Here is a 23,807-nt window from a genome sequence, read left to right on the forward strand (position 1 = left end):
TGGTAATAGGTATAGTGGTTATTGAATTCTCAGTAGTAGCTTTCTTGTATGCAATATCAAATATTTTTAGCGGTTTTTAATTGGGGGATGAAATAATGGAAGATAGAAGTTTAATATCGTTTTACATTGACAAGGGTGATTATGAAAAAGCAAAAGATTTGATTTTTGGCCTGCTAAAAGAAAATCCGTATGATATTAGTTTATATTTAAACCTTGCTTTAATTGAAATTAGAGAAAAAAATTTAAAGAAAGCAGAGGAGTATGCTAAGCAAGCGCTAAGTATAGATGCTAATCATAAAGGTGTGTGGGCTGTTTTAGGCAAAATATATCATTTAAAAAAGGAATATTCTCAGGCAGAAAAATGTTATTTACAGGCTTTGAAAATAGACAGTGCCTTTGTGGAAGTATTAGTTTCTTACAGTGAACTTTTGATTGAGACAGGCTTTGTTGAAAAAGGGTTAGATATTTTAAAATATGCCCAATCATTAGAACCTACAAATTCGCTTATTTTACAAAATGAATTTTATGTAAATCTTTACCAAATGAATTATCAAAAAGCAAATGAAAGTATCAGAAAGCTGTTTTCATCTACCATGGATATTGAGAATATTTATGTGTTACTAATTTTATATGAATACAATCGGTCAAATTTCAAGAAAGCATATGAATATGCAAAACTTGCTTTTAAAGAAAGACCAACAGATTACAATTTATTGAAGATAATGGAATACTTAAAAATGATTAATTCACCTTTGTTTTTTATAAATCGATTAGCCAGCAAAATTTCCTCAGAACTACTATATATTATTTTTGTTGGAATTTCTTTAATACTTTATTTACTTAAACAATATTCAGCTTTGACTATTTGGAGTGTGTTTGTTCTACTTATCAGTATTTTGAGCTATTTATCTACATATATCTATAGACTAATCCAGTATATCAAAAAGATATTTACAAGAGTGTTAAATAATAAAAAATTTTGAGATTGAAAAATTTATCATCTGATAACAAATATCTATTTTTAAGCTGTTAAGTAATGATGTCATGGAAAAACTAATAGTTGTAACCAAGCACTTTTTAAAACACATCTTCTTTCTGACAGTAATATAGCTTTTTTGTTCCACAATCTCTCATAATAGCTTTTAATCCTCATATTGACATGTTAGCTAGGTATAGTATATAATTTAGGCAAACTTTATATAAAAAATATAAAAAATATGAGCAAGATAAGAGTACTTGAAAAATTGCTTCAAGAAATGCCTGATAAAAGTGAAATACTTTATTTGCTCGGGCTTGAATACGCGGAAAATGGAAATAGTACTGCTGCCATGAATTATTTTATAGCAGCGTTGAAAAATTGCAATGAGGAAGATCTTAAGCTTTTAATAGTAGCTGCTATGAGTAGTGTTGTTAAAAAAGAGAAGGCTCCACAAACGGATTTAAAGGAGAATTCTAAAATTTCAGATATACAAGAGGACAAAAAGGTGGTGAAAATTGAAGAGTATTCAAATCCCAAAAAGGAATGCATAGAAATAAACCATGAATTTGAGGCAGATGGTGAATTTGATGAGGATGAAGAAATTGTAAAAGAAGAGGAGTATGAAGAAGCTGAAAAGGAAGAATTAGAAGAGGAATTTGAAGAAGTCGAAGAAGCAAATGGTAATGATGAACATTTAGAAAATGTTATTGACTTTCAAGTTTTTAAAACTAAAAGAGAAATACACAAATTTATTGAAGAAAGAGAAGAAAAGTTTACTTTTAGTGATATTGGCGGCTATGAGGAGTTAAAAAACATACTAACTATAAGGATTATAAAACCTCTTTTTAATCCATCTATTTTCCAGAAATTTAGGAAAAGGATAGGTGGGGGTATTCTCTTTTATGGTCCACCAGGCTGTGGTAAGACATTTTTTGCACGGGCTTTAGCAGGTGAGTGTAATTTGCCTTTTTTAGCTGTTAACATTTCTGATATACTTGATCCATATTTTGGACAAAGCGAAAAAAACTTAAAAGAAGTTTTTGAGTATGCTCGCTTTCACAAACCGTGTGTACTTTTCTTTGATGAAGTTGACACATTTGGTTATAGCAGAGTAAAACAAAGACAAGAATCCTTCCGAGTGCTCACAGATGAATTACTGTTGCAGATGGATGGATTCAAATCTGAAAATGAAGGAATACTTATTATTGGTGCTACTAATACTCCATGGGATTTAGACATGGCTTTGTTAAGACAAGGAAGATTTGACAGACTTATATTTGTTCCACCTCCTGATTTAGAAGCCCGACGAGAAATTTTCAGAGTAAAGTTGATGGGAAGACCTGTGGATGGTGAGATAAATTACGATTTATTAGCGCAAAGGACTTCTTTTTTCTCAGGAGCGGATATTGAAAATGTAGTAGAAACTGCTGCGGAAGCGATTATAGATGAAATATTGAGCGGAGGGAAAGAAAGAGGAATAACTACTGGAGATTTGCTCAAAGCAATTGAAAAGGTTAAACCTTCTACTATTGAATGGCTGCGAATCATGAAAAACTATATTACTTTCGCAAATGAAGATGGAAGGTTTGATGATGTTGCAAAGTTTATTAACAAATACTGCAGACATTTATAAATATAGGTGGTGAGAAGAGATGGAAGGGAACCAGGAACTTTTTGAACCCATATTGGAAAATTATGAGAGTAAAAGAATTTATAAGTCTCAAAACTTTTGGTGGGTGGCTATTCTTGCGGGCATTATTCCTTTAGCAGCTGTTTGTATTGGAAATTTAAAAACAATGGGTGTTGGCAAGAAAATAATTAATGTGTTTATATTATTAGCTATTTTATTCTATGCTGCTGAAGCTTGTGTTATTACTTATGAAACAATTACAGAAGTAAGAGAGAGAAAGACTAAAGAGAAAATTGTTGACATCAGAGAACGGTTAAAGAAATCAAATGAGATTACGAATGAAAGAAAAAATGATATTAAATCTTACAGGAAAATTATTGTAAGATTATTTAATGTACTATATTTGCTTCTTTATAGAATCTTAGAAAAGAGACAGATTGTATATTATAATGCTGTTAAAAATGGTTTTTACAAGCCAATGGCAGCTGTTGTGTTCGTGGGAATTTTAATACAAGTAGGCATAGGATTAGCTATAGGAGCAGTAGTTGCTAAATTAGCAGGGGGGTTATGAGGTGTGCAGAGAGACCTTGTCTTGCATTATTTAGAAAGTGGAAATTATGAAAAAGCACGTGAAGTTATTCAAAACATTTTACAAGAAGACCCTTTAAATGCAGAAGCATATATTCAACTTTCAGTTATAGAATTGGAATCTGATAATCTGAAAAAAGCAGAAGATTATGCTAAAGAAGCTCTGAGAATTGATTCTAATAATAAAGTTGCATGGGCTGTTTTAGGGCAGATATATCACCATCAAAAAGATTATTCTCAGGCTGAGAGATGTTATTTGCAAGCTTTAAAGATAGATAATGTTTATGTAGAAGTCTTAGCTTGTTACAGCGGACTTTTGATTGAAACAGGTTTTATTGAAAAGGGCTTAGAAATTTTAAAATATGCCAAGTCTTTGGAACCCACAAATGATTTAATTTTAGAAAATGAATTTTTTGTAAATCTTTACAATAGAAATTTTGAAAAGGCTAACAAGACAATTAAAAAATTGTTTGCATCTTCAGGCAAAATTGGCAGTATATATAAGTTATTAGTTTTGTATGAAGTCAATAGAGGAAACTTCAAAAAGGCGTATAATCATGCTAAGCTTGCTTGGCAAGAATATCCAAATGACAAAGATATGCTTATGGTTTTGGAGTATTTGAAAATGCTTAACTCGCCTTTGCTATACTTTAACCGCCTCTTTTTGAAGTTACCATATGAATTATTTTATATCTTATTTTTGGGTGGTTTTTTGTTATTAAGTCTAATAAAAATGTATATACTGGCTGCTGTTTGGGTTATTATATTTAGCTTTATTTATATGATGGTATTTGTGATGCCGAGTGTATATAAATTTAGCAAATTTGTTAAAAAAGCTTTTATAAGATTATTTTGTAAAAGAAAATATTAATATTAATACCATGCATTACATATGGTTAACTAAATGAGCATACCAAGAGAAATTTTCTTGTCATATTCGCACTTTCAACAGGTGCAGAGATTCTTCTTTTGGATGAGCCAACGCAAAATCTTGACCTAAGCATTATTCGTAACCTACTTGATCGATAGGCAAAGAAAAAGGTTTTTTAATTAAGTGATTTCCGGCATCATCGATGAAGAAGATAGAATTTGACTGACTATGTGTTGTTAATCTTTATATTTTCATTAGTAACTATTTTGTTTATTGACCTACTACCATTGAAATCTTTAAAAATTGGGAATAAGAGTTTTAAAGAATATGCTGAGGTACTTCCTTTTGAGTTAAAGAATTTGTCTAAGCGTGAGCAGTTATTATATGATATGCTCAAATGTGAAGATGAAAAGCTTTTTAAAATCTATCTTAATAAGCTAAAATCCAAATATTTAGTTGTTTGGACTGAGGAATATGGCAATGGCAAAAAAATAGGTGGCATACATATGGGAAACAATTATAGAAAATACTAATGAGGTTGAAGTGGGAATTTTATATTTGAAAGATGGCAAGTATTCAATATATACTATTGATAAGAATGGTACTTCAACAGTTGAACCTATAAAAATGTCGGCATTGTCGGAAAAGGAAGATAAAACGATAATAATTACTCCCTTAGCGAGAGTTAAAAATGATCAACCGTTTGTTTTATCTTTAGTGGCTGTAGGGAAAAAAGATAAGAATAATAGCAGTGTTGAAATAATTACAGACAATAGTCTTTATCTCAAATATGATAACAAATTTTTAGAACAGATTGCCAAAAAATATAAACATATTTTTATTGTGGCGGCAAAGTTAACTAATAAGTTGCAATAGTAAAAATTTAAATAAACAACTTTAAAAGCAAATAAGAATGGGCTGCGTGTGTGGTGATTTTCGCAGCCCATTTTGTTATGTTAAATCCTTTTTTCCAAACTTTTTAACACTCAAGAATAGCAAAATAAAAATATAAGTAAACCAATATATTTTCATGTAGACGCTATTTTTTGATATACCTGCAAATGGGTCTATGGTTGAAAAGTCAATCAAATTAGATTTAAAAAGAATGTTTGCCATTTCGCGGTAGATGTTGTCGGTTGGCAAAATCAAGCTTGATACAATACCTATTGTTTGAAGTGTTGTTGAGGCATCTGAAGAATTTGCTATTGCATAGCCAATCTGCTCCAAAAAACCTCCTATCATTGCAAATCCAAACAGGAGTACAACAAGTATCCCAGTTGCAAGGGTTGAGAACGATGTGCTGAAGAATGTTGTAACTGTCAAAAGCACAATAGCAATTAATTCAAACAAAAGCCATCCCAAAACTACCTGTGATATCGGGTGCTCAATAGAAAATCCTAATGTCTTGTTAATAGTATATATGCTAAAAAATATTGCAGTTGAATATAAATTTATAAAAATCAAGGCACCTGAGTACCTTGCCAACACATATTTCCACCGTGGAATTGGGCGAACAATGATTGTGTGCACATTGTAATTTTCAATCTCAGACGAAATTATCCCTGATGTTGCAAACACAACCAAAAAAGCAACCATCAGGTGTGAAAAGTAAAAACCAAGCGATGAAAATACAGTAACCTGCTGCATTGCAAATGTCATCATGCCTTTTTGCTGTTTTAGATTTTCTGCTATTTCTTTTAACCCCCAACTGTATAGAAACAAAAAAGCTACAGACATCACAATTGTAATCAAAAATATCTTCTTTCTCAAAAGTTCTTTAAAAGAGTATCTTATTATTGCCAACATCAAAATACCCCTCTCCTATAACCTGTAAGAACACATTTTCAAGTTCTTGTGATTTTTTAACCTCATATATCTTATAACCACTTCTCACAAATTCTTCAACAAGGATGGGTACATCTTCATGTGACGAAAGTTCTAACTCTAAAGTAGTTTGCGAATGATTCAAGATATTTATATTTTTCAAACTTATAATCTCAAATAATTTGCTGTCCACTTTATCTAACACAAAAGTTACCTTTAAAGCTTTTCTTGTCAGCTCATCAATTGTTCCCATTGCAACAATATAGCCGTTGTTAATAATAGCAACCTTGTCGCAAACCTTTTCGACCTCAGACAAAAGGTGTGAGTTTAAAAAAACTGTTGTTCCTTGGTTTTTTAGTTCGATTATTATATTTCTCACATCAATTCTGCCAATTGGGTCAAGTGCAGAGGTTGGCTCATCTAAGAATATTATCTCTGGTCTATTTAGCATACTGACGGCAAGTCCAAGCCTCTGTTGCATTCCTTTGCTAAACAACCTTATCTTTTTGTCTTTGTGCTCAATTATTCCTACCTTCTCAAGTAGAGAATAAATCTCATTTTTGTAGTTTTTCATTTTTAAAAGCTGGCAGTGGAATTCCATAACTTCATAAGCTGTCATCCAGTCAGGGTATTTAAAATTTTCAGGAAGATAGCCTATTTTTGATTTAATGACAATATCATCAAAAGGTTTTCCAAGCAAAAAAGCCTTTCCCCTTGTGGGTCTCAAAAGCCCCACAAGGGTTTTTACAAGTGTGCTTTTGCCAGCACCATTTGGCCCTAAAAGGCCAAAGACCATAGGTTTTTCTATTTCAAGGTTTATATTAAAGCACCCGTTTTTAGATGAATACTCTTTTGTAAGGTTTTCTGTTTTCAATATCAAATATCATCCCTGCCTTTTTTATTTTCCATTTATTTTAGCAAATTTGCAAGTTCAAGAAGTTTTTGCTCAGAAGCAGACTCTGCTTTAATATATTTTACACTATTATTGCCGTCTACCCATACAATAGTGCTATCATTAGGATTGTTTTTATGGTAAACGATCAGTCCGTCATTGCCTGCAATACTGACTTTCTTATAATCGTATTCATCTTTATTCACAGGAATAGGGAGTGTTGAAAGAGGGTCTTTGATTGAAAGAAGCTGAGACCTTATATTGTTTGGAACAAATGGTAAGTTTGCTATTGTTTCATATATTTTAACCTTATCTAATTCAACTGGGGTTGTTAACTTTGGAACTTTTACAATTCCTATTTCTAATGAAGGTATCATATATACAGTAGATTTTTTGGACTCTTCAGAATTTTTTACAGGGTAGAACATTAAATTAAGTGCACCTTCCATGGTAAGCACAAACTCTTTTTGGTCAAGTGCTTGAGGTAGCAGGGTTTTAGATCCAAGTGATTTTAAGAGCTGGTTTACTTTGTCAATGTCAAGTCTGAATTCTAATTCTATATTTGGATTTTCATTTATCATCATGCTTTTGATATTTTCTTTTTGCCAAAGATAAGCTATTTCATCGGGGGTTATATTGTATTTTTTAAAGATATTCTTTGCAGATTCAAATTCAGCTGAGTTTAATGATTCCACATATATGCTGTGATTTTCTGAACTTTTGAATTGGATTTTTCCAAACTGTTTTAAATCAATTGTAGAATTAGCGTTAATCTGCTGCAGCTTGCTTTCAATTTCCTGAAGATCAGAAATAGTAATTGCAATTGGCTCAACAGACGATGCTCTGAAAATCCTCAAGGCATCCGACAAAGCCTTTCCAAAAGGTGTAAATATTATGCTGACTAAAAAAATAACTGCTAATGTTGCTGTAAGAACAACTTTTCTATTTTTATTAAGCATACCCAATAACCCTCCCTTTTTATTATTTGCGGTTGAATTAAGTACTTTTTGGATTTTCATAGATACAAACTCATTTGTTTTCTTCAGTTCATTGTAGAGTTTTCTGCATTTTCTGCACACAAGAAGATGTTTTTTGACTTGCAAACTTTCTTCTTTAGAAAGTACCCCATCAATGAGCTCTTGGAGCTTTCCTTCGCTATAGCACATCAAATATCACTCTCCTTCCCCCTCTTCATAGATTTTTCTGAACTTTCTTTGAGCTCTTGCAATCATAGTGCCGACAGAATTCGGGTTTATATTCATAATCTTTGCTATCTCTTCATATGTATATCCAGAGTATTTCAAAATTAGCAGGTCTCTTTGTTCCTCAGGCAGCTTTTCAAGTGTCATTTTGACCTGAAGTATTTCAATCTCATCTTGTGGGGTTTGAGAGCAGAGCAGATACTTTTCTCCGATAGAAATTCTCTTTTGCGATTTTAAGTAGTTTATTGCAAGGTTTTTTGCAACAGTAATAAGCCATCCTTGAATATTATCCTCGCGAGGGGGATTTTTAATGAGCTTGTAGAAAACTTCCTGCGCAATGTCTTCTGCCTCTTTTGAAGTCTTCAACATGAATGTCAGGTAATTTAGCACCTTTTGATAGTATTTAGAATAAATCTGCTCGAAGTCCAGCGACCCAAAACCCCCTTTGTTTTTTGCTTTCTAATATTATAAACAATTTGAACACAGGATTTGTGACATGTTTTAAAGAATATAAAATATTTTTTAAAATTTCTGCATGCTAATTTAAGATGTATTTGATATACTGCTTCTAAATCAAAAGAAAAAATTGTTGAAAGAATTTTTATGAAAGGATGATAGAGCAGGTATGAAAATAAGCAAGAGTATAAAAGAAGCAATGTTAAAGGGAATAAAAATTATTAAAGAACATATTAGCGGGGAAGATATTTATAGTGCTTTGCCTGAATCAGACAAGTTTGAAATTGAGTTTTGCATAGAAATAGAAAAAAGTGGTTATTACAATCTTTATTTAAAATCCAAAATAGAAAAGTACGCAATGGCTGTTTATCTTGTGGATATAGATGGATTGTGTTATGGCGATGTTAGATTGAATTCTGAATCAAGTGAAGTTTCAAAAGTGAAGATTGGGAGGGTTTTCTTAGAAAGCGGTCAGAAAAAAATCAAAATTTATGCTGGATGGGGAATGGCTCAAGTATATGGGATTGAAGTTGAAAAAACAGATTTTCAAGGTGGTATTCCTTCATTTGAGCTTGCAAACAAAAATGCCTCCGATAAATGCAAAATCTTAATGGAATATTTTTCGGAAATTTATGGCAAGGCAATTGTTGCTGGCCAGCACACAAACACAGCAGTAGGACCAGAAATTGCATATTTAGAATATCAAACAGGCAAAAAGCCAGCTCTTCGTGGCTTCGATTTTCTCGGCTATACAAAACACACCATTACTGATAATATGACATATGATGCAATGTTTGAAGTTATGATGAATAGGGGTTCTGTTGAAGAAGCAATTAAATGGCACAAAGAGTTTGGAGGAATTGTGACATTTTGCTGGCATTGGTTCTCTCCAACAGGAGGCAGCGACAAGACTTTTTATACCAAAAACACCGATTTTGACATAGAGGCTGCTCTTTGTCCTAATACTAAAGAAAACAAGCTGCTGATGGAGGACATATATGAAATTGGCAAGTGGCTAAAAATCATGGCAGATGCAGATGTGCCTGTTATTTTCAGACCTCTTCATGAAGCTGATGGCAGATGGTTCTGGTGGGGAGCAAAAGGGTCTGAAGCCTACAAAAGGCTTTACTATCTTTTGTATGATGTGTATACTAATTGCTTTAAGCTAAACAATCTTATATGGGTTTGGAATGCACCACATCCTGATTGGAGAATAGAAAAAGACTACTATGATGTTGCAGGGGTTGATTTTTATGCCCCACCCCAAAACTATGGTCCTCTTTCGTTTTGGTATGATTATGTTTATGAGCTGACAGAAGCTAAAAAACCCATAGCTTTGACAGAAAACGGACCAATCCCTGACCCAGATGTTTTGCAAAATACAAAAACTTATTGGCTTTGGTTTATGCCTTGGTGGGGTGGATTTACAACTGATGGCAAGATAAATTCATTTGAACATCTGAAAAAGGTTTATAGTCATCCTTATGTAATAACACTTGATAGATTCGACTTGTTTAGAGGATGAGAAAAAATAAAAATCAAGGCTGCCATTTGAGAAACGTCAACTATTCAAAATGGCAGCCTTTGAATTTTGTGATGCTAATAATTAAAATAATTGCTTTTATTACTTCATTCTCAAAAACACTGCTCATTTTACAAGCACTCTCCTTTCGCAAGAAATTTCAAGAAAATTTAGTTTTCTAATTTCAAAACTCTAAAACTTGTTGGTTCTAAGTTGATTTCATAGATATTTTCATTTTCTGATATCATAGAGACTTTAAGTTCAAAAGCCTTTAGAGGATCAATAAGTTTTTTGTTTTTGTTCTTAATGTGTAGGTTTACCTTAGTTCTGTAAGGCAAGAAAGACTCTATTATGAAAGTTCCATTGCTGTATGCAAAAATGGCTATCTTTTCCTCGGATTCGATGTAAAAATCAAAATTTTTCATAAATACCTTTCGAATCTCTGTTAATACCTCAGGTGGCCAGTTGTAAATGTCAGAGTAGTTTTCTGGTACAGTCAACGTATAAATAGTCCCTTTGCCATAAGAGTCCTTCATCAGAATAGGGAAGTTGTTTTCACCTGAGATTGCGACAATCTCTTGCCATGATGCGTTTGTCCTGTGTTCTAAAATGGGAATTAGTATTTCTTTATTGCCATATACATACTTTGAAAATGAACAGACTTCTGTTTTGATTGCAAAGAAGTTTGTAAAAACCTTTTTATCTGTTACTCTTACAGAGGTCAAATCTTCAATTCCTTTTCCTTGCATGGCTTTTAAAAAACCAGAGGTCATTATTACGTCTTTTCCAGCTAAGAGATGATTTTTAATCTTCTGCAGGATATCTTTGTCATTTGCACAGTCAGCTGTAACAAAAACAATATTACTGTTTTCGGGAAAATGTGGTGTAAGTTCAAAGGGTATTCCAACCATTCCCAAGTAGTCATAAATATGGTCTTCACCGTATGAATTAAATGGATGATAAACAGGAATTCCTATAGGATTTTCAATGTATTTACAAATCTCATCAAGATGTTGAAGCAGAAAGCCAAGTGCTGGGACAAATACAGAGTTTCTCAGGTGTGAAAAGTCAAACAAGGTTATCTCTTTTGCCTTTGCAAATACAGTTAAATTTGCTTGTTCAAGATAGCTACCAATGTTGTATAGGCAATCTAAAGAGTCAAACCATCCACCAAAGTTTTTGCCTGGCTTTAGATTTTCAAACCATCTCAAAAGTGAATAGCTTGCATACCTTGGAAGATGCTGCTGTGTGTGTACAGGGTCGCGGGTTTCTGTACCTGTGTAGACATAGTCAAAAATCTCCGCTTGAGTTTGAGGGTTGTAACCTGTTTCTTGATACGACTCTATCCAATTTGGATATTTGATTATTAATTTTACATTCGGATTGGCTCTTTTTGCAGGTTTTATCACATACTCTCTTGAAACCTCTGTCATTAAATTTAATCTGAATTCGCTCCAGCTGAGATTTCCTTTTGCATCAATACAAGATGGGCATGTGCAGGCAGTGAAGAAAAAGTCGTCTAAGATAATTTCATCAAATAAAGAAGATGTGTATTCCACAATCTCTTTTAGCATTTCTAAATGCTTTTGGTTTGTGTAACAAAAAGTGTTTAAGATTCTATAATAATCAAGTTCTTCATTTCCAAATACCACAGTCGCAGTAATACCACCAGAAGTTTTGATATTTCTTTCTTCAAAAAACTCTTTTATTCTGAGCATCTTTTCTCTTGGGATGGTATCTGCACCTCTGTGCATTTCAAGATATACCTTAGAGATGTCTAAATATCTTTGGAAGAACTCTAAATCTTTTTTAAGTGTTTCAAACTCTACATTTTTCAAAAATCCGGCAGGACAGTATATTGCCAATTTGAAGTTATCATATGCCATTTGTCAAAACCTTCCTTTCAATATTTAAGTAAATCGATTACAAAGAATATTATATCACTAAAGATTCTTATTACAACCCTTTTGTTAGCTGTTCATTAGCACCACAGTAGAGTAAACAATAACAAAAGATGCAACTTATGGTCTATCAGGGATCAAAAGAGAAGGAGTGCTAAAACTCAGAACAGACGACCAAAGAGTATATATAAGCGGCAAGGCAATTACTTTTTTCAAGACAGAAATAAAGGACTGCCGATAGCATGCCGATAGCATCAGTTCAGGCAGTCCTTGTTTTCTTCTTTAATCCTTGTAGCCCTTTCAAATGCTTCTTTGACAACAGCAGCGAAGCACTTTCCAGTTGGATTGTTTATCTCTCCTTCTTTAGCACTTTGACAATCTCCCCAATAAACATTCTATGATAATCTTTTGCAGGGTAAAAATTGTCAATGCTTTTGTCCAGAAAGTTCTCAGGGATTATATCTTGAAAATAAATCTTTTTGCAAATCAAAACGAGATTAGCCTGTTCAAAAAACACTGTTTTGAGCTCTTCATCTTCTTTGGGAGTGAGCTTTGCCATCTCGGGCTTATTAACATCTTTGCCAGAGTATTTGCCGCAGATTTCAAGAGCTGATCTGTACTCCTCATTAAAAAATGATAATGTGAAAAATTCGTTTTCCTCAACAAACTTTCTTGTGAATCTCTGTGGTCTTATGACACAAGATGCAATAGGTCTTGCCCACATGTAGCCTAAGCTTCCCCAGCTTGCAGTCATTGTGTTAAAGGAATTGATGTTGCCTGCTGTGATAAGCATCCACTCATTTCCTATCAAAGTAAAAGGGTTGAAGATTAGCTTTTCTATTGAGATTGTCTTGTGTGCCATTTTACATCACCTCGTGAAAAATTCAGAGTTAGAAATTTGCGATTTTTTGCTTTGAATTAAATATTACTACAATGAACTTTAATTTTCAAACCATTTAGGGCACAAAATTCGGTTGATACTGTAACTCAAGTAGTATTTTTCATTGGGTAAGCAAAACTCTGAATGCTAATTGAAGACTATCTTTAATAGTATTGCAAAAATAGTTGTAATGATGTATAATTTATACCAAATTGAATGTATAAAAGTACACATGAATACAATTTTAAGAAAGGGGGAAAGCGGCAGTTGCCGCGAACAAAATGAAGAGAGTGCATTTAAGAAAACTTTTAGTCTTTGCTGTCATCTTCTCTTTTATTGTCACGACAGTTATTGGTTTTGCTTCTGAAGGTGTGAAAAAGAGAAGTGAGATTCCTGACAAGTACAAGTGGAATCTTGAAGACATCTATAGTTCACCAGAAAAATGGAATGAAGATCTAAACAAGGTTCTAAATTATTATATTCCTAAATTTCAAAACTATAAGGGTAAGCTTTCAGACAAAAATAAGCTACTTGAATGTTTAAAGTTAAGAGATGAAATGATGAGAATTGCAGATAAAGTCTACGTTTATGCTCATATGAAGGCTGATGAAAATCAGGCTGATAACAAGGCAAATGAAATGAGATCAAAATCTGAGACAATGTATGCGCAAGTCTCGGCAGCGGTTTCGTTTATCCAGCCAGAACTTTTGCGTTTGCCTGAAAAAACTTTAAAATCCTATATGCAAGATAAGAGTTTTGCAGATTATAAAATGTATCTGGATGCTGTTCTAAAGCAAAAGCCTCATACACTATCCCCAGAGGGTGAAGAATTATTAGCGTTAGCTCAGGATTTTGCAGGCTCACCATACAATATATTCACTCAGCTAAAGTATGCAGATTTAACATTCCCAAAGATTAAGGATGACAAGGGTAATGAGATTCAACTTACCGAGGCAAGCTATGGAAAGTATCTTGAGAGCAAGGACAGAGATTTCAGAAAAAGAGCATTTGAAGGTATATACTCCTCATTTGACAAAGTTAAAAATACATTGGCAGCTACATTGACTGCTGAGGTTAAGAAGAATGTGTTTTTTGCAAAGGCAAGAAAATATAATTCAGCATTAGAAGCTTCTTTAGCACAAGAATTTATTCCAAGGAGTGTTTATGATAATCTCATCAAGGCAGTCAATAACAATATTAAGTATTTGCATAAGTATGTAGAGCTCAGAAAGAAGGTACTTAATCTTGACAAAGTTCATATATATGATATGTATGTCCCGCTTGTAGCAAATTATGAAATGAACATTGATTATGAACAGGCGAAGAATTTAATTTTAGAGGGTTTAAAGCCCCTTGGGAATGATTATTTAAAGGTTTTAAACATTGCATTCAACAATAGATGGATAGACGTATTTGAGACCGAAAACAAGTACACAGGTGGATATCAATGGGGAGCGTATGATACGCATCCTTATATCCTTATGAATTATAATAACACTATGGATTCGGTATTAACCCTTGCTCATGAGCTTGGGCATGCTATAAATTCATACTATACAAACAAGACACAAAAGTATATAAATTCTAATGTGCCAATCTTCACAGCTGAGGTTGCTTCGACTACAAATGAGCTTCTCATGATAAATTATCTGCTTAAAAAAGCAAAAAGTGATGATGAAAGACTTTATCTTTTAAATACTCTTGTAGAAAATATAAGAGGTACTGTTTATACTCAGGTTATGTATGCTGAATTCGAGAAAGAAATTCATGAAAGAGTTGAAAAAGGCGAAGCACTTTCTGCAGAAACATTGAGTGACATTTGGGGTAGTTTAATGAAGAAGTATTACGGTGATAACTTTGAAGTTGATAAGCTTGCAACACTATGGTGGGCAAGGATACCACACTTTTACATGAACTTTTATGTTTACAAATATGCAACTTCTATGGCTGCTGCAAATGAGGTTGTAAAGAATATTGAAAAAGGCGATACTGCTAAATATATAGAGTTCTTAAAAGCTGGAAGTTCAGATTATCCAATCAATGTTCTTAAAAAAGCAGGTGTTGATATGACATCAACAAAGCCAGTTGACAACTTGTTAACATACTTTGGTCAGCTTGTTGACGAGATGGAAAAGATTTTGAAAAAGCAAGGAAAGATATAGGGTAGAAAAAGAAAAAAGATAAAGATTCAAAAGGGACTGCTCGTAAAGAAGAGGAGTGGTCCCTTTTTTTTAGTTTTAAATAAAAGAGATGCAGTTTCCAAATATTCTTCTTGACCCAGAAAGAAAAATCTGTTATTATATAATTGAAAATGATTTTCAATTAACACAAAATATCAATTACAAATTATTTTCAAAAAACCAAAGAGTTTTATGTTAAATGTCATGAGAGGTGATCAGCTTTGACGCTGGATATGATTTCAAAAGACCAGGAAGTTATAATAAAGAGCATAAAAAGCAAAACCGCACGTGTGTATGCTTTGAGATTTGGTATAAATGAAGGAAGCAAAGTAAAATGTGTAGCTAAAATAAATAATGGTCCTATTATTCTCAGGAAAAATCACCAAGAGATTGCAATAGGAAACGGTCTTGCTAAGCAAATTGAAGTCGAGACTCAAAAGTAGAAAGGGGCTTGATGCATTTGAACTGTCACTGTGTACAAGAGATGCTAAATATTCCAGATGACAAAGAGGTAATAGCACTTGTTGGGAATCCTAATGTTGGGAAGTCAGTTATTTTCAATAAACTGACAGGAAGATATGTAGAAGTTTCAAACTATCCCGGCACAACTGTAGATGTTAATTATGGTTTTTACAAGGATTATGTTATTGTCGACACACCGGGCGTTTATGGAATTTCTTCTTTCAATGATGAAGAGATTGTAACGCGTGATATTGTGCTAAGTACTCAGAAGATTATAAATGTAGTCGACAGTGTGCATCTTGACAGAGATTTATTTTTAACACAGCAGCTTATTGATTACCAAAAAGAAGTCATAGTTGTACTTAACATGGTTGACGAGGTTGAGAAAAATAATATCAAAATTGACATAGAAAAGCTAAAAGAAATCCTTGGTGTTGAAGTGATAGCCACATCGGCAAGCAAAGGACTTGGTATTGACAAATTAAAAGAGGCTATAGATAAAAATCTTTTTAAAAAAGGTAGAATCACTGCTAATTTAGAAAAGATTTTAGAATCTGAAGGAAAGAAATTTTCTTGTGAAACCCTTGTTGAAGCTGAAAATGTATTCAGTTCATCAGTATCTGAACTTCAAGAAAAAATATACGCTTTGAGGCGCACTTATGTAGATGAGATATTCAATAAAACTGTCAAGTTTGATACCAAGAAGCTTGAGTTTAAAAACAAATTAAGTCAAGTTCTCATAAATCCTGTCACAGGAATTCCTATTTTATTTGCCACTTTGTATATTATGTATTATTTTATGGGAGTGCTTGTTGCACAAAGACTGGTTGACTTTACTATGAATACAGTAATGGGAGAGTATTACCTTGGCTTCATAAAAGGGATTGTAGAAAAGTTTGTTTCAAATGCATTTTTAGAAAAGATTATTGTTGGCAATTATGGAATACTTTCTATGTTTCCAATCATCTTTTTGGGATTGCTATTTCCCCTTGTTGTAGCCTTCCACCTTTTTATGAGTATATTAGAAGACAGTGGTTATCTTCCCAGAATTGCAACGCTTGTTGACAGAGTGTTCAATAAAATAGGTTTAAATGGAAGAGCGATAATTCCTATAATTTTAGGTTTTGGCTGTGTCACAATGGCAACAATGACAACAAGAATATTAGGGTCAAAAAGAGAAAGGCTCATTACAATGTTTTTGCTGGGACTCACAATACCATGCTCTGCTCAGCTTGGGATAATCAGTGGCCTTATCTCAAGACTCGGGTTTTGGTATCTTGTTGCTTATATATTGATAATTGGATTTATCTTTGGGCTTGTGGGCAGGATATTGAATAAAATTATAAAGGGTGAATCAACATCGCTTTTAATAGATCTTCCGACTTTGAGAATTCCTCAGCCTTCCAATGTTTTGAAAAAGACCTATTATAAATCAAAAGGATTTTTGGTAGAGGCTTTTCCAATCTTTGTTGCAGCAACACTTGTACTTGGATTTTTGGATGCAACAAACTTTCTTCATGCTATAGAAAATTTTGCACAGCCGCTTATTACAGGATTTTTAAAGCTGCCAAAACAAATAACCGAGGTGTTTATCCTGAGCATAATAAGACGTGACTATGGTGCTGCAGGACTTGTGACAATTCCAACTACAAAAGGTCAGATGTTTGTTGCACTTGTAACAACAACATTGTTTGTTCCTTGCATTACTTCTTTTGCTATGATGACAAAAGAAAACGGGCTTAAATATTCAGTTTTTGTATGGATTTCTTCTGCTGTGATAGCAATTTTGGTGGGAGGAATTCTTGCAAATATAATGCTTTAAGCTTTTGCATGTTCAAAAAAGGAGAGTGTTTTTGCAATGAAAGTAAAATGTCCTGTTTGTGGTTATGAGGTCGACATTACAAACAGAAAATGTCCGCGGTGTAACGCTTCTTTGGTTGAAGCGTTCAAATGTTCAGGAAATTGCAAAAGCTGCAAAAAGAGCTGTTCAATGAAGTCTTGACATCTGAGCTTTTGAGAGAATAAAATGTATATCATAAGTAAATTGCAAATTACAAATTGATATGGCGGAGCAGTGATATTCAGAATGAAAAAAGATCAGTTGGAAGAAATAAAAGATCAGCTTAAGCAGAAAGGTTATAAACTCACGACACAAAGAAGAATAATATTGGATTCAATTCTTGACAATCAAGACAAACATTTGAGCATTGAGGAGATTTACAAGATAGTAAAAGAGAAGATGCCAGAGATTGGACTTGCAACAGTATACAGGACCATAATGCTTTTGAACGATTTAAAGGTTCTCAACAAAATTGACCTTGACGATGGATGTTCACGTTTTGAACTTTCAAATAGCGAAGATTCCCACAATCATCATCACCTAATATGTATAAAGTGCGGGAAAGTGGAAGAGGCAGAAGATGATTTACTTGAAAGTTTAGAGGCTCAAATAGAAAAAGAAAAAGGATTTAAAGTTGTTAATCACATAGTCAAGTTCTATGGTATATGTAAAGATTGCAAAAAGGAATGAGAAGAAGCTTCTTCTCATTCCTTTGATTTTATACCTATCTTATAAAAGGTTCCATTGTTATCGTCTATATTACCAAAACTATCTTTGAATGCTACAAACAAAATACCACTTTTGAGCAGAGGAAGTACTGCTATATATTCGCCATTTTTTTTTTATCATTTTAGTTTCATAAACTTTGCCTTCTGCAAACTCCTCTCCAAACCCAAATTTAAGATAAATCTCCTTCTCAAGACCATCCAGCAAAATACCATTATTATAGGTTACTATTAACTTATCGCCTGCAATGGGCTGTTGAGGGTACAATTTAAAAGGAAGTTGCATCTTTAAATTGATTCACCTTCCTTTACCTTGCAAATACATGATTACCTATGACAGCCACAATTGGCCTGCTCCAAATCCATTTGTTTGTAGTTTTTGCGGGATTGAAAAAGTAAAGAGCACCGCCTGTAGGATCCCATCCGTTGAGAGCATCCCTTGCAGCATTTATTGCTGATACTGTTGGGGGAAGGTTTATCTGGCCGTTTGCTACAGACTCAAAAGCACCTGGTTGATAGATCACACCTGCTATTGAGTTTGGAAAACTTGGATGTCTTACCCTATTCAGCACCACTGCTCCTACTGCAACTTGTCCAACGTAAGGTTCTCCCCGTGCTTCTGCACTGATAAGATGAGCAAGAAGGTTGAGGTCTGAACTGTACGATGAACGTGTTGTTGTGACAATTCCAAGTGCCCTGAGAGTTTCGCTTCCTGCAATTCCATCTACTTTAAGACCATTTTTTGCCTGAAAGTATCTTACAGCCATATATGTTTTATATCCATAAATACCATCAATTGGCCCATCATAATATCCCCACTGTTTGAGTCTTTTCTGGATTTCAATAACCTCTGGTCCTGTAGAGCCATAGTATGAAAGGATAATAGGAGAGAGAGCATATTTGAATTTAAGGTGTTGATAGTCAGCTGTGATATACACGCTCAAACTCAAAAGTATGAATAATATTAATGCTTTTACAAATCTCATTTATCATCACCCCATGCAGTTTAATTCACGCTGCAATAAGATTTTACAAATAGTATTATGCATCTAAATTTTTGAGAATATGTATGAGTGAATAACCAAAGCTCAATGTGCAGATAATTTAAAAGTAGGAGAATTAAAGAATTGGGGTGATGACAAGGTGAGAAAAGCCATAACATTTTTGATAGTATTTCTTATGCTCTTTGGAAATTCACATATTGCCTGTAAAAAGGTATTTGGTGAGTCCCTTCAAACCCAAACACCGTCCTTAGAAATTTCAGCAAAATCAGCGATACTTGTTGACTTTGACACAGGAAGGATTCTTTACGAAAAGAACTCACATGAAAAACTTTCCCCAGCATCGATAACCAAGATAATGACCATGATTTTGATATGTGAAGCAATAGAAAAAGGTAGGATAAAACTTTCTGACAGAGTTGTTGCAAGTCAAAACGCATCAAGCCTTGGAGGGTCTCAAGTTTATCTTAAGGAAAATGAAGAGATGACAGTTGAAGAGCTTTTAAAATCAATTGCAATTGCCTCAGCAAATGATGCGTGTGTTGCACTTGCAGAGCACATTGCAGGAAGCGTCCAAGAATTTGTTTATATGATGAACAAAAAAGCAAAAGAACTTGGAATGCTTGACACAAACTTTGTAAATCCATATGGACTTGATGCTGAGAATCATTACACAAGCGCATATGATGTTGCAATAATGTCAAGAGAACTTTTAAAACACAAGATCATCAGAAAATACCTTACAACATGGGTAGATACCATAAGAGAAGGCAAATTTGGTCTTACAAATACAAACAAGCTTGTAAGGTTTTACAGAGGGTGCACGGGTGTCAAAACAGGTTCTACCGACAAAGCAAAGTTTTGTGTATCAGCATCGGCTTTGAGAAATGGCCTTCATTTAATTGCGGTTATAATGGGAGCGCCAGACAGCAAAACAAGGTTTAATGAGGCCACAAAGCTTTTGGATTGGGGTTTTGCAAATTTTTCAATGTACAGCCCTTATTCTAAAGGATATTGTTTTGGTAAGGTAAAGATAAAAAATGGAATTGAGAAAGAAGTAGAAGCAATTTTGAGCACAGATGTCAAACTTCTTGTTAAAAAAGGTGATGAAAGTACAGTTGAGTCAAAAGTGGCATTGCCTCAGCAAATATCAGCACCTGTGAAAGCTGGGCAAAAGATTGGAAAATTAGAACTATGGCAAGAAGGGAAATTGCTGGGTGCATATGACTTAATTGCCAAGAAGAATGTCCAAAAGAGAAATCTTTTTGATATTTTCCGCATACTTTTTAGGCTTGAAATCTGAACTTGAAAAAAATAAAATGGTCGGGGCGACTGGACTTGAACCAGCGAACCTCTAGCACCCCAAGCTAGCGCTCTAACCAAACTGAGCTACGCCCCGACCTTTTGTTATTTACACCATCAATTATATTCTAATTTTTTTAATATTTCAAGGAAAAAATTTGCTGGTAAATTTTCAATGTATTTAAAACTGTTTTTTCCCAGCTATAACTTTTTGAAAGCAAATAACCTTTTTGAGCAAGCTGATTTCGCAGCTCTACATTTTCTAAAACAAGCAGTATTTTTTGAGCGATGTCTTCTTCAGAATAAGGGTCCACATACAGGGCAGCATCCTTTAAAACTTCAGGCAGGCAAGTTGTGTTGCTTGCTATAGTTGGGACTTTGCAAGCCATTGCCTCAAGTGGTGGAAGACCAAACCCTTCGTACAGCGATGGATATACAAAAAGCAAAGCACCGTTGTATATATATGGCATATATTCTACATCCACATAGGAAAGAAAATGCACGTGGGAAGTGAGATTGAGATTTTCAACCAGATTTTTTATTTCTTCATAACTTCTGCTGAACTTCCCTGGTATTACAAGGGAAATAGGTGCAATTTTTTCTTTTATTAAGGAATAGGCTTTGACCAATCTTTTGAGATTTTTCCTTGGCGAAAAACCACCTACATAAAGGATGTATGGGAAGTCAATGTTGAATTTTTGCAAAAGAAAGGTTTTGACTTTATCTTCTGGCAAGGGCTTGTATATGTCTTCTGCTGCTAAATATGTTACAAATACTTTTGAAGGGTCGATATCAAAATACTCACAAATATCTTTTTTAGAGAACTCAGACACAGTAATAATGCAGTCAGTTATTTTAACAATCTTTGGGACGATATCCCTAAATATCTTTAAATAACTTGGTCCGACTGTCTCAGGAAGTCTGAAAGGAATTATATCGTGCAGGGTAATAATGTAGCTGCATTTTTTAGACAGAGGAAGCCCAATTCCATTTTGAGGGACATGGTATATATCGATATCATTTTGAAGTATAATCTCTTTTATCATAATTTCTTCCCAGAACTTATCTAACTGCTGAGGAAGAAGGTTGATGTTTATATTCTGTGCAAGTACAAATTCTGTCTCGCAGCTATCAGGCCAGATTATTAAATATTCATTTTCTTTGTCGAGTTTTTTGATATAATTTAAAAGCTGATAAGTGTAAGTGCCAATACCAGAACCTCTATACCATTTAGCAGCTCTACCATCAATGCCAATTTTCATGATTTTTTCATTTTCAATTTGGTCAATTTTATTATATGATATTAGTATTCTCATGTGTTAAAAGGGAGTGATCAAGAAGTGACAGTGAATTTTATTGTTGATAAAGAGCTGGCAGGGGTAAAGGTGGAAAAAGCCATAAAAAAGAAGTATCCCACAATTCCGATGAGCGTAATTTTTAAGATGCTCAGAAAAGGAGAAATTATCGTAAGTTTTCTTCCTGCTCAAAAAGGACAGGTTTTGAGGTTTGGAGACACTGTGAGTTTTGAAATAGAAGATAGATTTTTGGAGCACAAAAAAGTAGAGATTCTTAAAGTGTACGAGGATGACAATATTGTTGTAATTGACAAACCATACGGAATTCCATCACATCCAGATTCGAACAATGAGTACTCTGTTGTCAGCTGGATAGAAGACAATTACTCTAAAGATGAGCTTCCTCAGCTTTGTCACAGGCTTGATAGGAACACAGCAGGACTTATGATCATTGCAAAAAATAGACAAGTTTTAAGCGAGATGTTAAAATATATGAGTAGAAGGGCAATTATAAAGAAGTATTTATGTATAACTAAAAAAGCTGATTTACCAGAAAGTGGAGTGCTTGTTCACTATCTTAAAAAAGATTCAAAAAAGAGCAAGGTATATATTTCTGACTTTCCACAAGATGGCTATTCAGAAGTGGTGACAGCATATAAGATTGTGAGACAAAAAGATGACTTGCAGCTTGTGGATGTTGAAATCAAGACTGGTAAAACCCATCAAATCAGAGCGCAGCTTGCGCACGTTGGACTTTGCATCTTGGGTGACAGCAAGTATGGCGATTGGGAGCTAAATAAAAAGTACAAGGCAGATATGCAGGCCTTGTGTGCTTATTATCTTAAATTTGAGATCGGGAAAAAAGGTGTTTTGAGGTATTTGGATGGTCAAAAGATAGTAAAAGAGACAGTAGAATTCCCGGTTGATATCGAAGGTTTTTCTTCAATAAACGTATATAAAGAAAGAGGGCTGGAGATATGAGGAAGCTTTTATATGCATTAGGGTCGTTTATCATAATACTTTTAATAGGCATAAATGCTCTTTTTTACTATGAAAACATGTACATCAAAAAATACATTCCTGTTACAGAAGAGGTTTACAGAAAACCTCAGCAACCGACTTTGCCAAATACACAACAGAATAAGAATACTTCTGCTAAAAACAATTCGTCCTCTGTTAAGCTTAAACCGCAGCCAAAAGAATACAAGGCAAGTGTGTTTATGGCAGGAGATGTGTTTTTCAACGGCTATCTGTTAAAATCTTATTATGACAGGCAATCCCAGGCTTATACATTCGGGGATATATTGGAGAACGTAAAAGATATCACTTATGCGGACATTAGTATTTTCAAGTTTGATAGTGTGGTTTCTGACAATATCCCCATTTCGACGTATGGAAAATACAACGCTCCAAAAGAGGCTTTAGATGTGCTCAAGTCAGCTGGATTTAATCTTGCGGTGCTTTCATCATCGCATATATTTGATGGAAAGGTGGAAGGTTTGCAGAAAACAATAAATAATTTGAAAGAGGCAAAGATTGAAACAGTAGGCGTTAAGCTTTCTCAGGAAGAGCACACTTCAAAGGTTTTTGATATAAACAACATAAGAATTGGCGTTGCTGCATTCACAAAAGAGCTTTCATCAGTCTATTTGGGAGGGAGCTCTACTTATAAGGATTTTGTAAGCGTTCTTGACAGGGATGAGATACAAAACGAGCTTGAGTACTTGAAAGGACTGAACTGTGACATTATAATAGCATATACAAACTGGGGAGTTGAAAATTCAAACTCAGTTAGTTTTGAGCAGAAAGAGTTTGCAAAGGAGCTTATAAAAAATGGTGTTGATGTTGTAATTGGTACTCATACTCATACAATTCAGCCGTTTGAAAAGGTTAAAGTTGAGGATGAGTCAGGCAACATAAAAGAGGGGATAGTATTTTATTCGCTTGGTAATTTCCTTTGCGACCAGACAGTAATCTTTCCATACAATAGGTTTGGCTTAACTGTAAGACTTGATCTTGTTAAAAAAGAAGATAAGCTCACTAAAAAGATATCAGTTGAGCCAATATATATCTTTAGAAAGACAAGAAGGAATGCAAGTTACTATGATTTTATTGTCCTTAAAGCAAAGGACATTTTAAATAGAACTGATGTAAAAACATCCTACATTCAATATGCCAAAAAATTGCTTGAAGATGTTGATAAATGGCTTAAAAGTGTGCAATAAACAAAATTTTTTGTGCGTAGGGGGATTATTCT

General features: G+C 33.9%; 23 protein-coding genes, 1 tRNA gene and 1 pseudogene. 14 read left to right on the forward strand and 11 right to left on the reverse strand.

Translation table 11 applies throughout. From position 1 onward, the window contains the following. Window positions 1-95: 95 nt before the first annotated feature. From OTK01_RS05765 to OTK01_RS05790, 6 genes are all read left to right on the forward strand, one after another. Window positions 96-983 carry a tetratricopeptide repeat protein gene (locus OTK01_RS05765; protein ID WP_013432865.1) on the forward strand — a complete coding sequence of 296 codons (888 nt, stop codon included), beginning with the start codon at window positions 96-98 and terminating at the stop codon, window positions 981-983. 234 nt (window positions 984-1,217) lie between these two features. After that, window positions 1,218-2,612: an AAA family ATPase gene (locus OTK01_RS05770; protein WP_029228881.1), complete on the forward strand. Its 1,395-nt coding sequence runs from the start codon at window positions 1,218-1,220 to the stop codon at window positions 2,610-2,612. Between the two features lie 19 nt (window positions 2,613-2,631). Further along, complete coding sequence (locus OTK01_RS05775) at window positions 2,632-3,180, forward strand: hypothetical protein (RefSeq protein WP_013432863.1); 549 nt, start codon at window positions 2,632-2,634, stop codon at window positions 3,178-3,180. A gap of 3 nt (window positions 3,181-3,183) precedes the next feature. Continuing rightward, window positions 3,184-4,068, forward strand: a complete 885-nt coding sequence (locus OTK01_RS05780) for a tetratricopeptide repeat protein (protein WP_029228880.1) — start codon at window positions 3,184-3,186, stop codon at window positions 4,066-4,068. A 218-nt stretch (window positions 4,069-4,286) separates the two neighbouring features. Further along, window positions 4,287-4,601: a hypothetical protein gene (locus OTK01_RS05785; protein WP_013432861.1), complete on the forward strand. Its 315-nt coding sequence runs from the start codon at window positions 4,287-4,289 to the stop codon at window positions 4,599-4,601. 25 nt (window positions 4,602-4,626) lie between these two features. Beyond that, window positions 4,627-4,944 carry a hypothetical protein gene (locus OTK01_RS05790; protein WP_029228879.1) on the forward strand — a complete coding sequence of 106 codons (318 nt, stop codon included), beginning with the start codon at window positions 4,627-4,629 and terminating at the stop codon, window positions 4,942-4,944. A gap of 75 nt (window positions 4,945-5,019) precedes the next feature. On the opposite strand, the gene OTK01_RS05795 is transcribed toward OTK01_RS05790, so the two are convergent. The 4 genes from OTK01_RS05795 to OTK01_RS05810 are packed head-to-tail and all read right to left on the reverse strand — an operon-like array spanning window position 5,020 to window position 8,376. Beyond that, window positions 5,020-5,874: an ABC transporter permease gene (locus OTK01_RS05795; RefSeq protein ID WP_029228878.1), complete on the reverse strand. Its 855-nt coding sequence runs from the start codon at window positions 5,872-5,874 to the stop codon at window positions 5,020-5,022. Continuing rightward, a complete protein-coding gene (locus OTK01_RS05800; RefSeq protein WP_232841703.1) occupies window positions 5,846-6,766 on the reverse strand; it encodes an ABC transporter ATP-binding protein in 921 nt (306 codons plus the stop codon). Before OTK01_RS05800 ends, OTK01_RS05795 begins: the two co-directional genes overlap by 29 nt. A 35-nt stretch (window positions 6,767-6,801) precedes the next feature. Further along, window positions 6,802-7,950 (reverse strand): anti-sigma factor family protein, encoded by a 1,149-nt coding sequence (locus OTK01_RS05805; RefSeq protein ID WP_029228876.1) that lies wholly within the window; start codon window positions 7,948-7,950, stop codon window positions 6,802-6,804. A 6-nt stretch (window positions 7,951-7,956) separates the two neighbouring features. Beyond that, window positions 7,957-8,376 (reverse strand): sigma-70 family RNA polymerase sigma factor, encoded by a 420-nt coding sequence (locus OTK01_RS05810; RefSeq protein ID WP_232841743.1) that lies wholly within the window; start codon window positions 8,374-8,376, stop codon window positions 7,957-7,959. Between the two features lie 235 nt (window positions 8,377-8,611). Here OTK01_RS05810 and OTK01_RS05815 point away from each other — a divergent pair, with 235 nt between their 5' ends. Beyond that, window positions 8,612-9,967 (forward strand): glycosyl hydrolase, encoded by a 1,356-nt coding sequence (locus OTK01_RS05815; protein ID WP_013432855.1) that lies wholly within the window; start codon window positions 8,612-8,614, stop codon window positions 9,965-9,967. Window positions 9,968-10,134: 167 nt separating this feature from the next. Here the strand turns inward: OTK01_RS05815 and OTK01_RS05820 are convergent, their stop codons facing one another. From OTK01_RS05820 to OTK01_RS05825, 3 genes and pseudogenes are all read right to left on the reverse strand, one after another. After that, the gene (locus OTK01_RS05820; RefSeq protein WP_029228875.1) at window positions 10,135-11,850 is read right to left on the reverse strand and encodes a hypothetical protein; all 1,716 of its coding nucleotides are present in this window, start codon (window positions 11,848-11,850) and stop codon (window positions 10,135-10,137) included. A gap of 269 nt (window positions 11,851-12,119) precedes the next feature. Next, window positions 12,120-12,221, reverse strand: a pseudogene (locus tag OTK01_RS13345) ((2Fe-2S)-binding protein); the annotation flags it as partial. After that, complete coding sequence (locus OTK01_RS05825) at window positions 12,215-12,727, reverse strand: flavin reductase (RefSeq protein ID WP_029228874.1); 513 nt, start codon at window positions 12,725-12,727, stop codon at window positions 12,215-12,217. The pseudogene OTK01_RS13345 and the gene OTK01_RS05825, both read right to left, overlap by 7 nt. 299 nt (window positions 12,728-13,026) lie before the next feature. Here OTK01_RS05825 and pepF point away from each other — a divergent pair, with 299 nt between their 5' ends. The 4 genes from pepF (at window position 13,027) to OTK01_RS05845 (ending at window position 17,917) form a co-directional block, all read left to right on the forward strand. Further along, window positions 13,027-14,907: an oligoendopeptidase F gene (gene pepF / locus OTK01_RS05830; protein ID WP_051129963.1), complete on the forward strand. Its 1,881-nt coding sequence runs from the start codon at window positions 13,027-13,029 to the stop codon at window positions 14,905-14,907. A gap of 239 nt (window positions 14,908-15,146) precedes the next feature. After that, window positions 15,147-15,368: a FeoA family protein gene (locus OTK01_RS05835; protein ID WP_013403073.1), complete on the forward strand. Its 222-nt coding sequence runs from the start codon at window positions 15,147-15,149 to the stop codon at window positions 15,366-15,368. A gap of 11 nt (window positions 15,369-15,379) precedes the next feature. Continuing rightward, window positions 15,380-17,209, forward strand: a complete 1,830-nt coding sequence (feoB, locus tag OTK01_RS05840; protein ID WP_029672181.1) for a ferrous iron transport protein B — start codon at window positions 15,380-15,382, stop codon at window positions 17,207-17,209. 264 nt (window positions 17,210-17,473) lie between these two features. After that, window positions 17,474-17,917: a Fur family transcriptional regulator gene (locus tag OTK01_RS05845; RefSeq protein ID WP_029672180.1), complete on the forward strand. Its 444-nt coding sequence runs from the start codon at window positions 17,474-17,476 to the stop codon at window positions 17,915-17,917. A 78-nt stretch (window positions 17,918-17,995) separates the two neighbouring features. Here OTK01_RS05845 and OTK01_RS05850 read toward each other — a convergent pair whose 3' ends face one another. Both OTK01_RS05850 and sleB read right to left on the reverse strand, forming a co-directional pair. Then, the gene (locus OTK01_RS05850; RefSeq protein WP_232841702.1) at window positions 17,996-18,238 is read right to left on the reverse strand and encodes a hypothetical protein; all 243 of its coding nucleotides are present in this window, start codon (window positions 18,236-18,238) and stop codon (window positions 17,996-17,998) included. Window positions 18,239-18,260: 22 nt separating this feature from the next. Then, window positions 18,261-18,938 (reverse strand): spore cortex-lytic enzyme, encoded by a 678-nt coding sequence (sleB, locus tag OTK01_RS05855; protein WP_029228870.1) that lies wholly within the window; start codon window positions 18,936-18,938, stop codon window positions 18,261-18,263. Between the two features lie 157 nt (window positions 18,939-19,095). On the opposite strand from sleB, the gene OTK01_RS05860 reads away from it, so the two are divergent. Next, window positions 19,096-20,256, forward strand: coding sequence for a D-alanyl-D-alanine carboxypeptidase family protein (locus OTK01_RS05860; protein WP_029228869.1), 1,161 nt, complete (start codon window positions 19,096-19,098; stop codon window positions 20,254-20,256). 17 nt (window positions 20,257-20,273) lie between these two features. On the opposite strand, the gene OTK01_RS05865 is transcribed toward OTK01_RS05860, so the two are convergent. Then, window positions 20,274-20,352, reverse strand: a tRNA-Pro gene (locus tag OTK01_RS05865). Window positions 20,353-20,392: 40 nt separating this feature from the next. Further along, window positions 20,393-21,517, reverse strand: coding sequence for a glycosyltransferase family 4 protein (locus OTK01_RS05870; protein WP_029228868.1), 1,125 nt, complete (start codon window positions 21,515-21,517; stop codon window positions 20,393-20,395). Between the two features lie 78 nt (window positions 21,518-21,595). Between OTK01_RS05870 and OTK01_RS05875 the strand changes: the two genes are divergently transcribed. Beyond that, window positions 21,596-22,531 (forward strand): RluA family pseudouridine synthase, encoded by a 936-nt coding sequence (locus OTK01_RS05875; protein WP_029228867.1) that lies wholly within the window; start codon window positions 21,596-21,598, stop codon window positions 22,529-22,531. Next, on the forward strand, window positions 22,528-23,775 hold the full coding sequence (locus OTK01_RS05880) for a CapA family protein (RefSeq protein WP_029228866.1): 1,248 nt from the start codon (window positions 22,528-22,530) through the stop codon (window positions 23,773-23,775). Before OTK01_RS05875 ends, OTK01_RS05880 begins: the two co-directional genes overlap by 4 nt. Window positions 23,776-23,807: the final 32 nt, after the last annotated feature.

Source organism: Caldicellulosiruptor acetigenus (assembly GCF_026914305.1).
GTDB classification, from domain to species: Bacteria; Bacillota; Thermoanaerobacteria; order Caldicellulosiruptorales; family Caldicellulosiruptoraceae; genus Caldicellulosiruptor; species Caldicellulosiruptor acetigenus.

Excerpts from the sequence above, each read along its gene's own strand:
- OTK01_RS05765 (WP_013432865.1), top strand. The coding sequence starts at position 96 with ATGGAAGATAGAAGTTTAATATCGTTTTACATTGACAAGGGTGATTAT.
- OTK01_RS05770 (WP_029228881.1), top strand. The coding sequence starts at position 1,218 with ATGAGCAAGATAAGAGTACTTGAAAAATTGCTTCAAGAAATGCCTGAT.
- OTK01_RS05775 (WP_013432863.1), top strand. The coding sequence starts at position 2,632 with ATGGAAGGGAACCAGGAACTTTTTGAACCCATATTGGAAAATTATGAG.
- OTK01_RS05795 (WP_029228878.1), bottom strand. The coding sequence starts at position 5,874 with ATGTTGGCAATAATAAGATACTCTTTTAAAGAACTTTTGAGAAAGAAG.
- OTK01_RS05805 (WP_029228876.1), bottom strand. The coding sequence starts at position 7,950 with ATGTGCTATAGCGAAGGAAAGCTCCAAGAGCTCATTGATGGGGTACTT.
- OTK01_RS05815 (WP_013432855.1), top strand. The coding sequence starts at position 8,612 with ATGAAAATAAGCAAGAGTATAAAAGAAGCAATGTTAAAGGGAATAAAA.
- OTK01_RS05820 (WP_029228875.1), bottom strand. The coding sequence starts at position 11,850 with ATGGCATATGATAACTTCAAATTGGCAATATACTGTCCTGCCGGATTT.
- OTK01_RS05825 (WP_029228874.1), bottom strand. The coding sequence starts at position 12,727 with ATGGCACACAAGACAATCTCAATAGAAAAGCTAATCTTCAACCCTTTT.
- pepF (WP_051129963.1), top strand. The coding sequence starts at position 13,027 with ATGAAGAGAGTGCATTTAAGAAAACTTTTAGTCTTTGCTGTCATCTTC.
- feoB (WP_029672181.1), top strand. The coding sequence starts at position 15,380 with ATGCATTTGAACTGTCACTGTGTACAAGAGATGCTAAATATTCCAGAT.
- OTK01_RS05845 (WP_029672180.1), top strand. The coding sequence starts at position 17,474 with ATGAAAAAAGATCAGTTGGAAGAAATAAAAGATCAGCTTAAGCAGAAA.
- OTK01_RS05850 (WP_232841702.1), bottom strand. The coding sequence starts at position 18,238 with ATGCAACTTCCTTTTAAATTGTACCCTCAACAGCCCATTGCAGGCGAT.
- sleB (WP_029228870.1), bottom strand. The coding sequence starts at position 18,938 with ATGAGATTTGTAAAAGCATTAATATTATTCATACTTTTGAGTTTGAGC.
- OTK01_RS05870 (WP_029228868.1), bottom strand. The coding sequence starts at position 21,517 with ATGAAAATTGGCATTGATGGTAGAGCTGCTAAATGGTATAGAGGTTCT.
- OTK01_RS05880 (WP_029228866.1), top strand. The coding sequence starts at position 22,528 with ATGAGGAAGCTTTTATATGCATTAGGGTCGTTTATCATAATACTTTTA.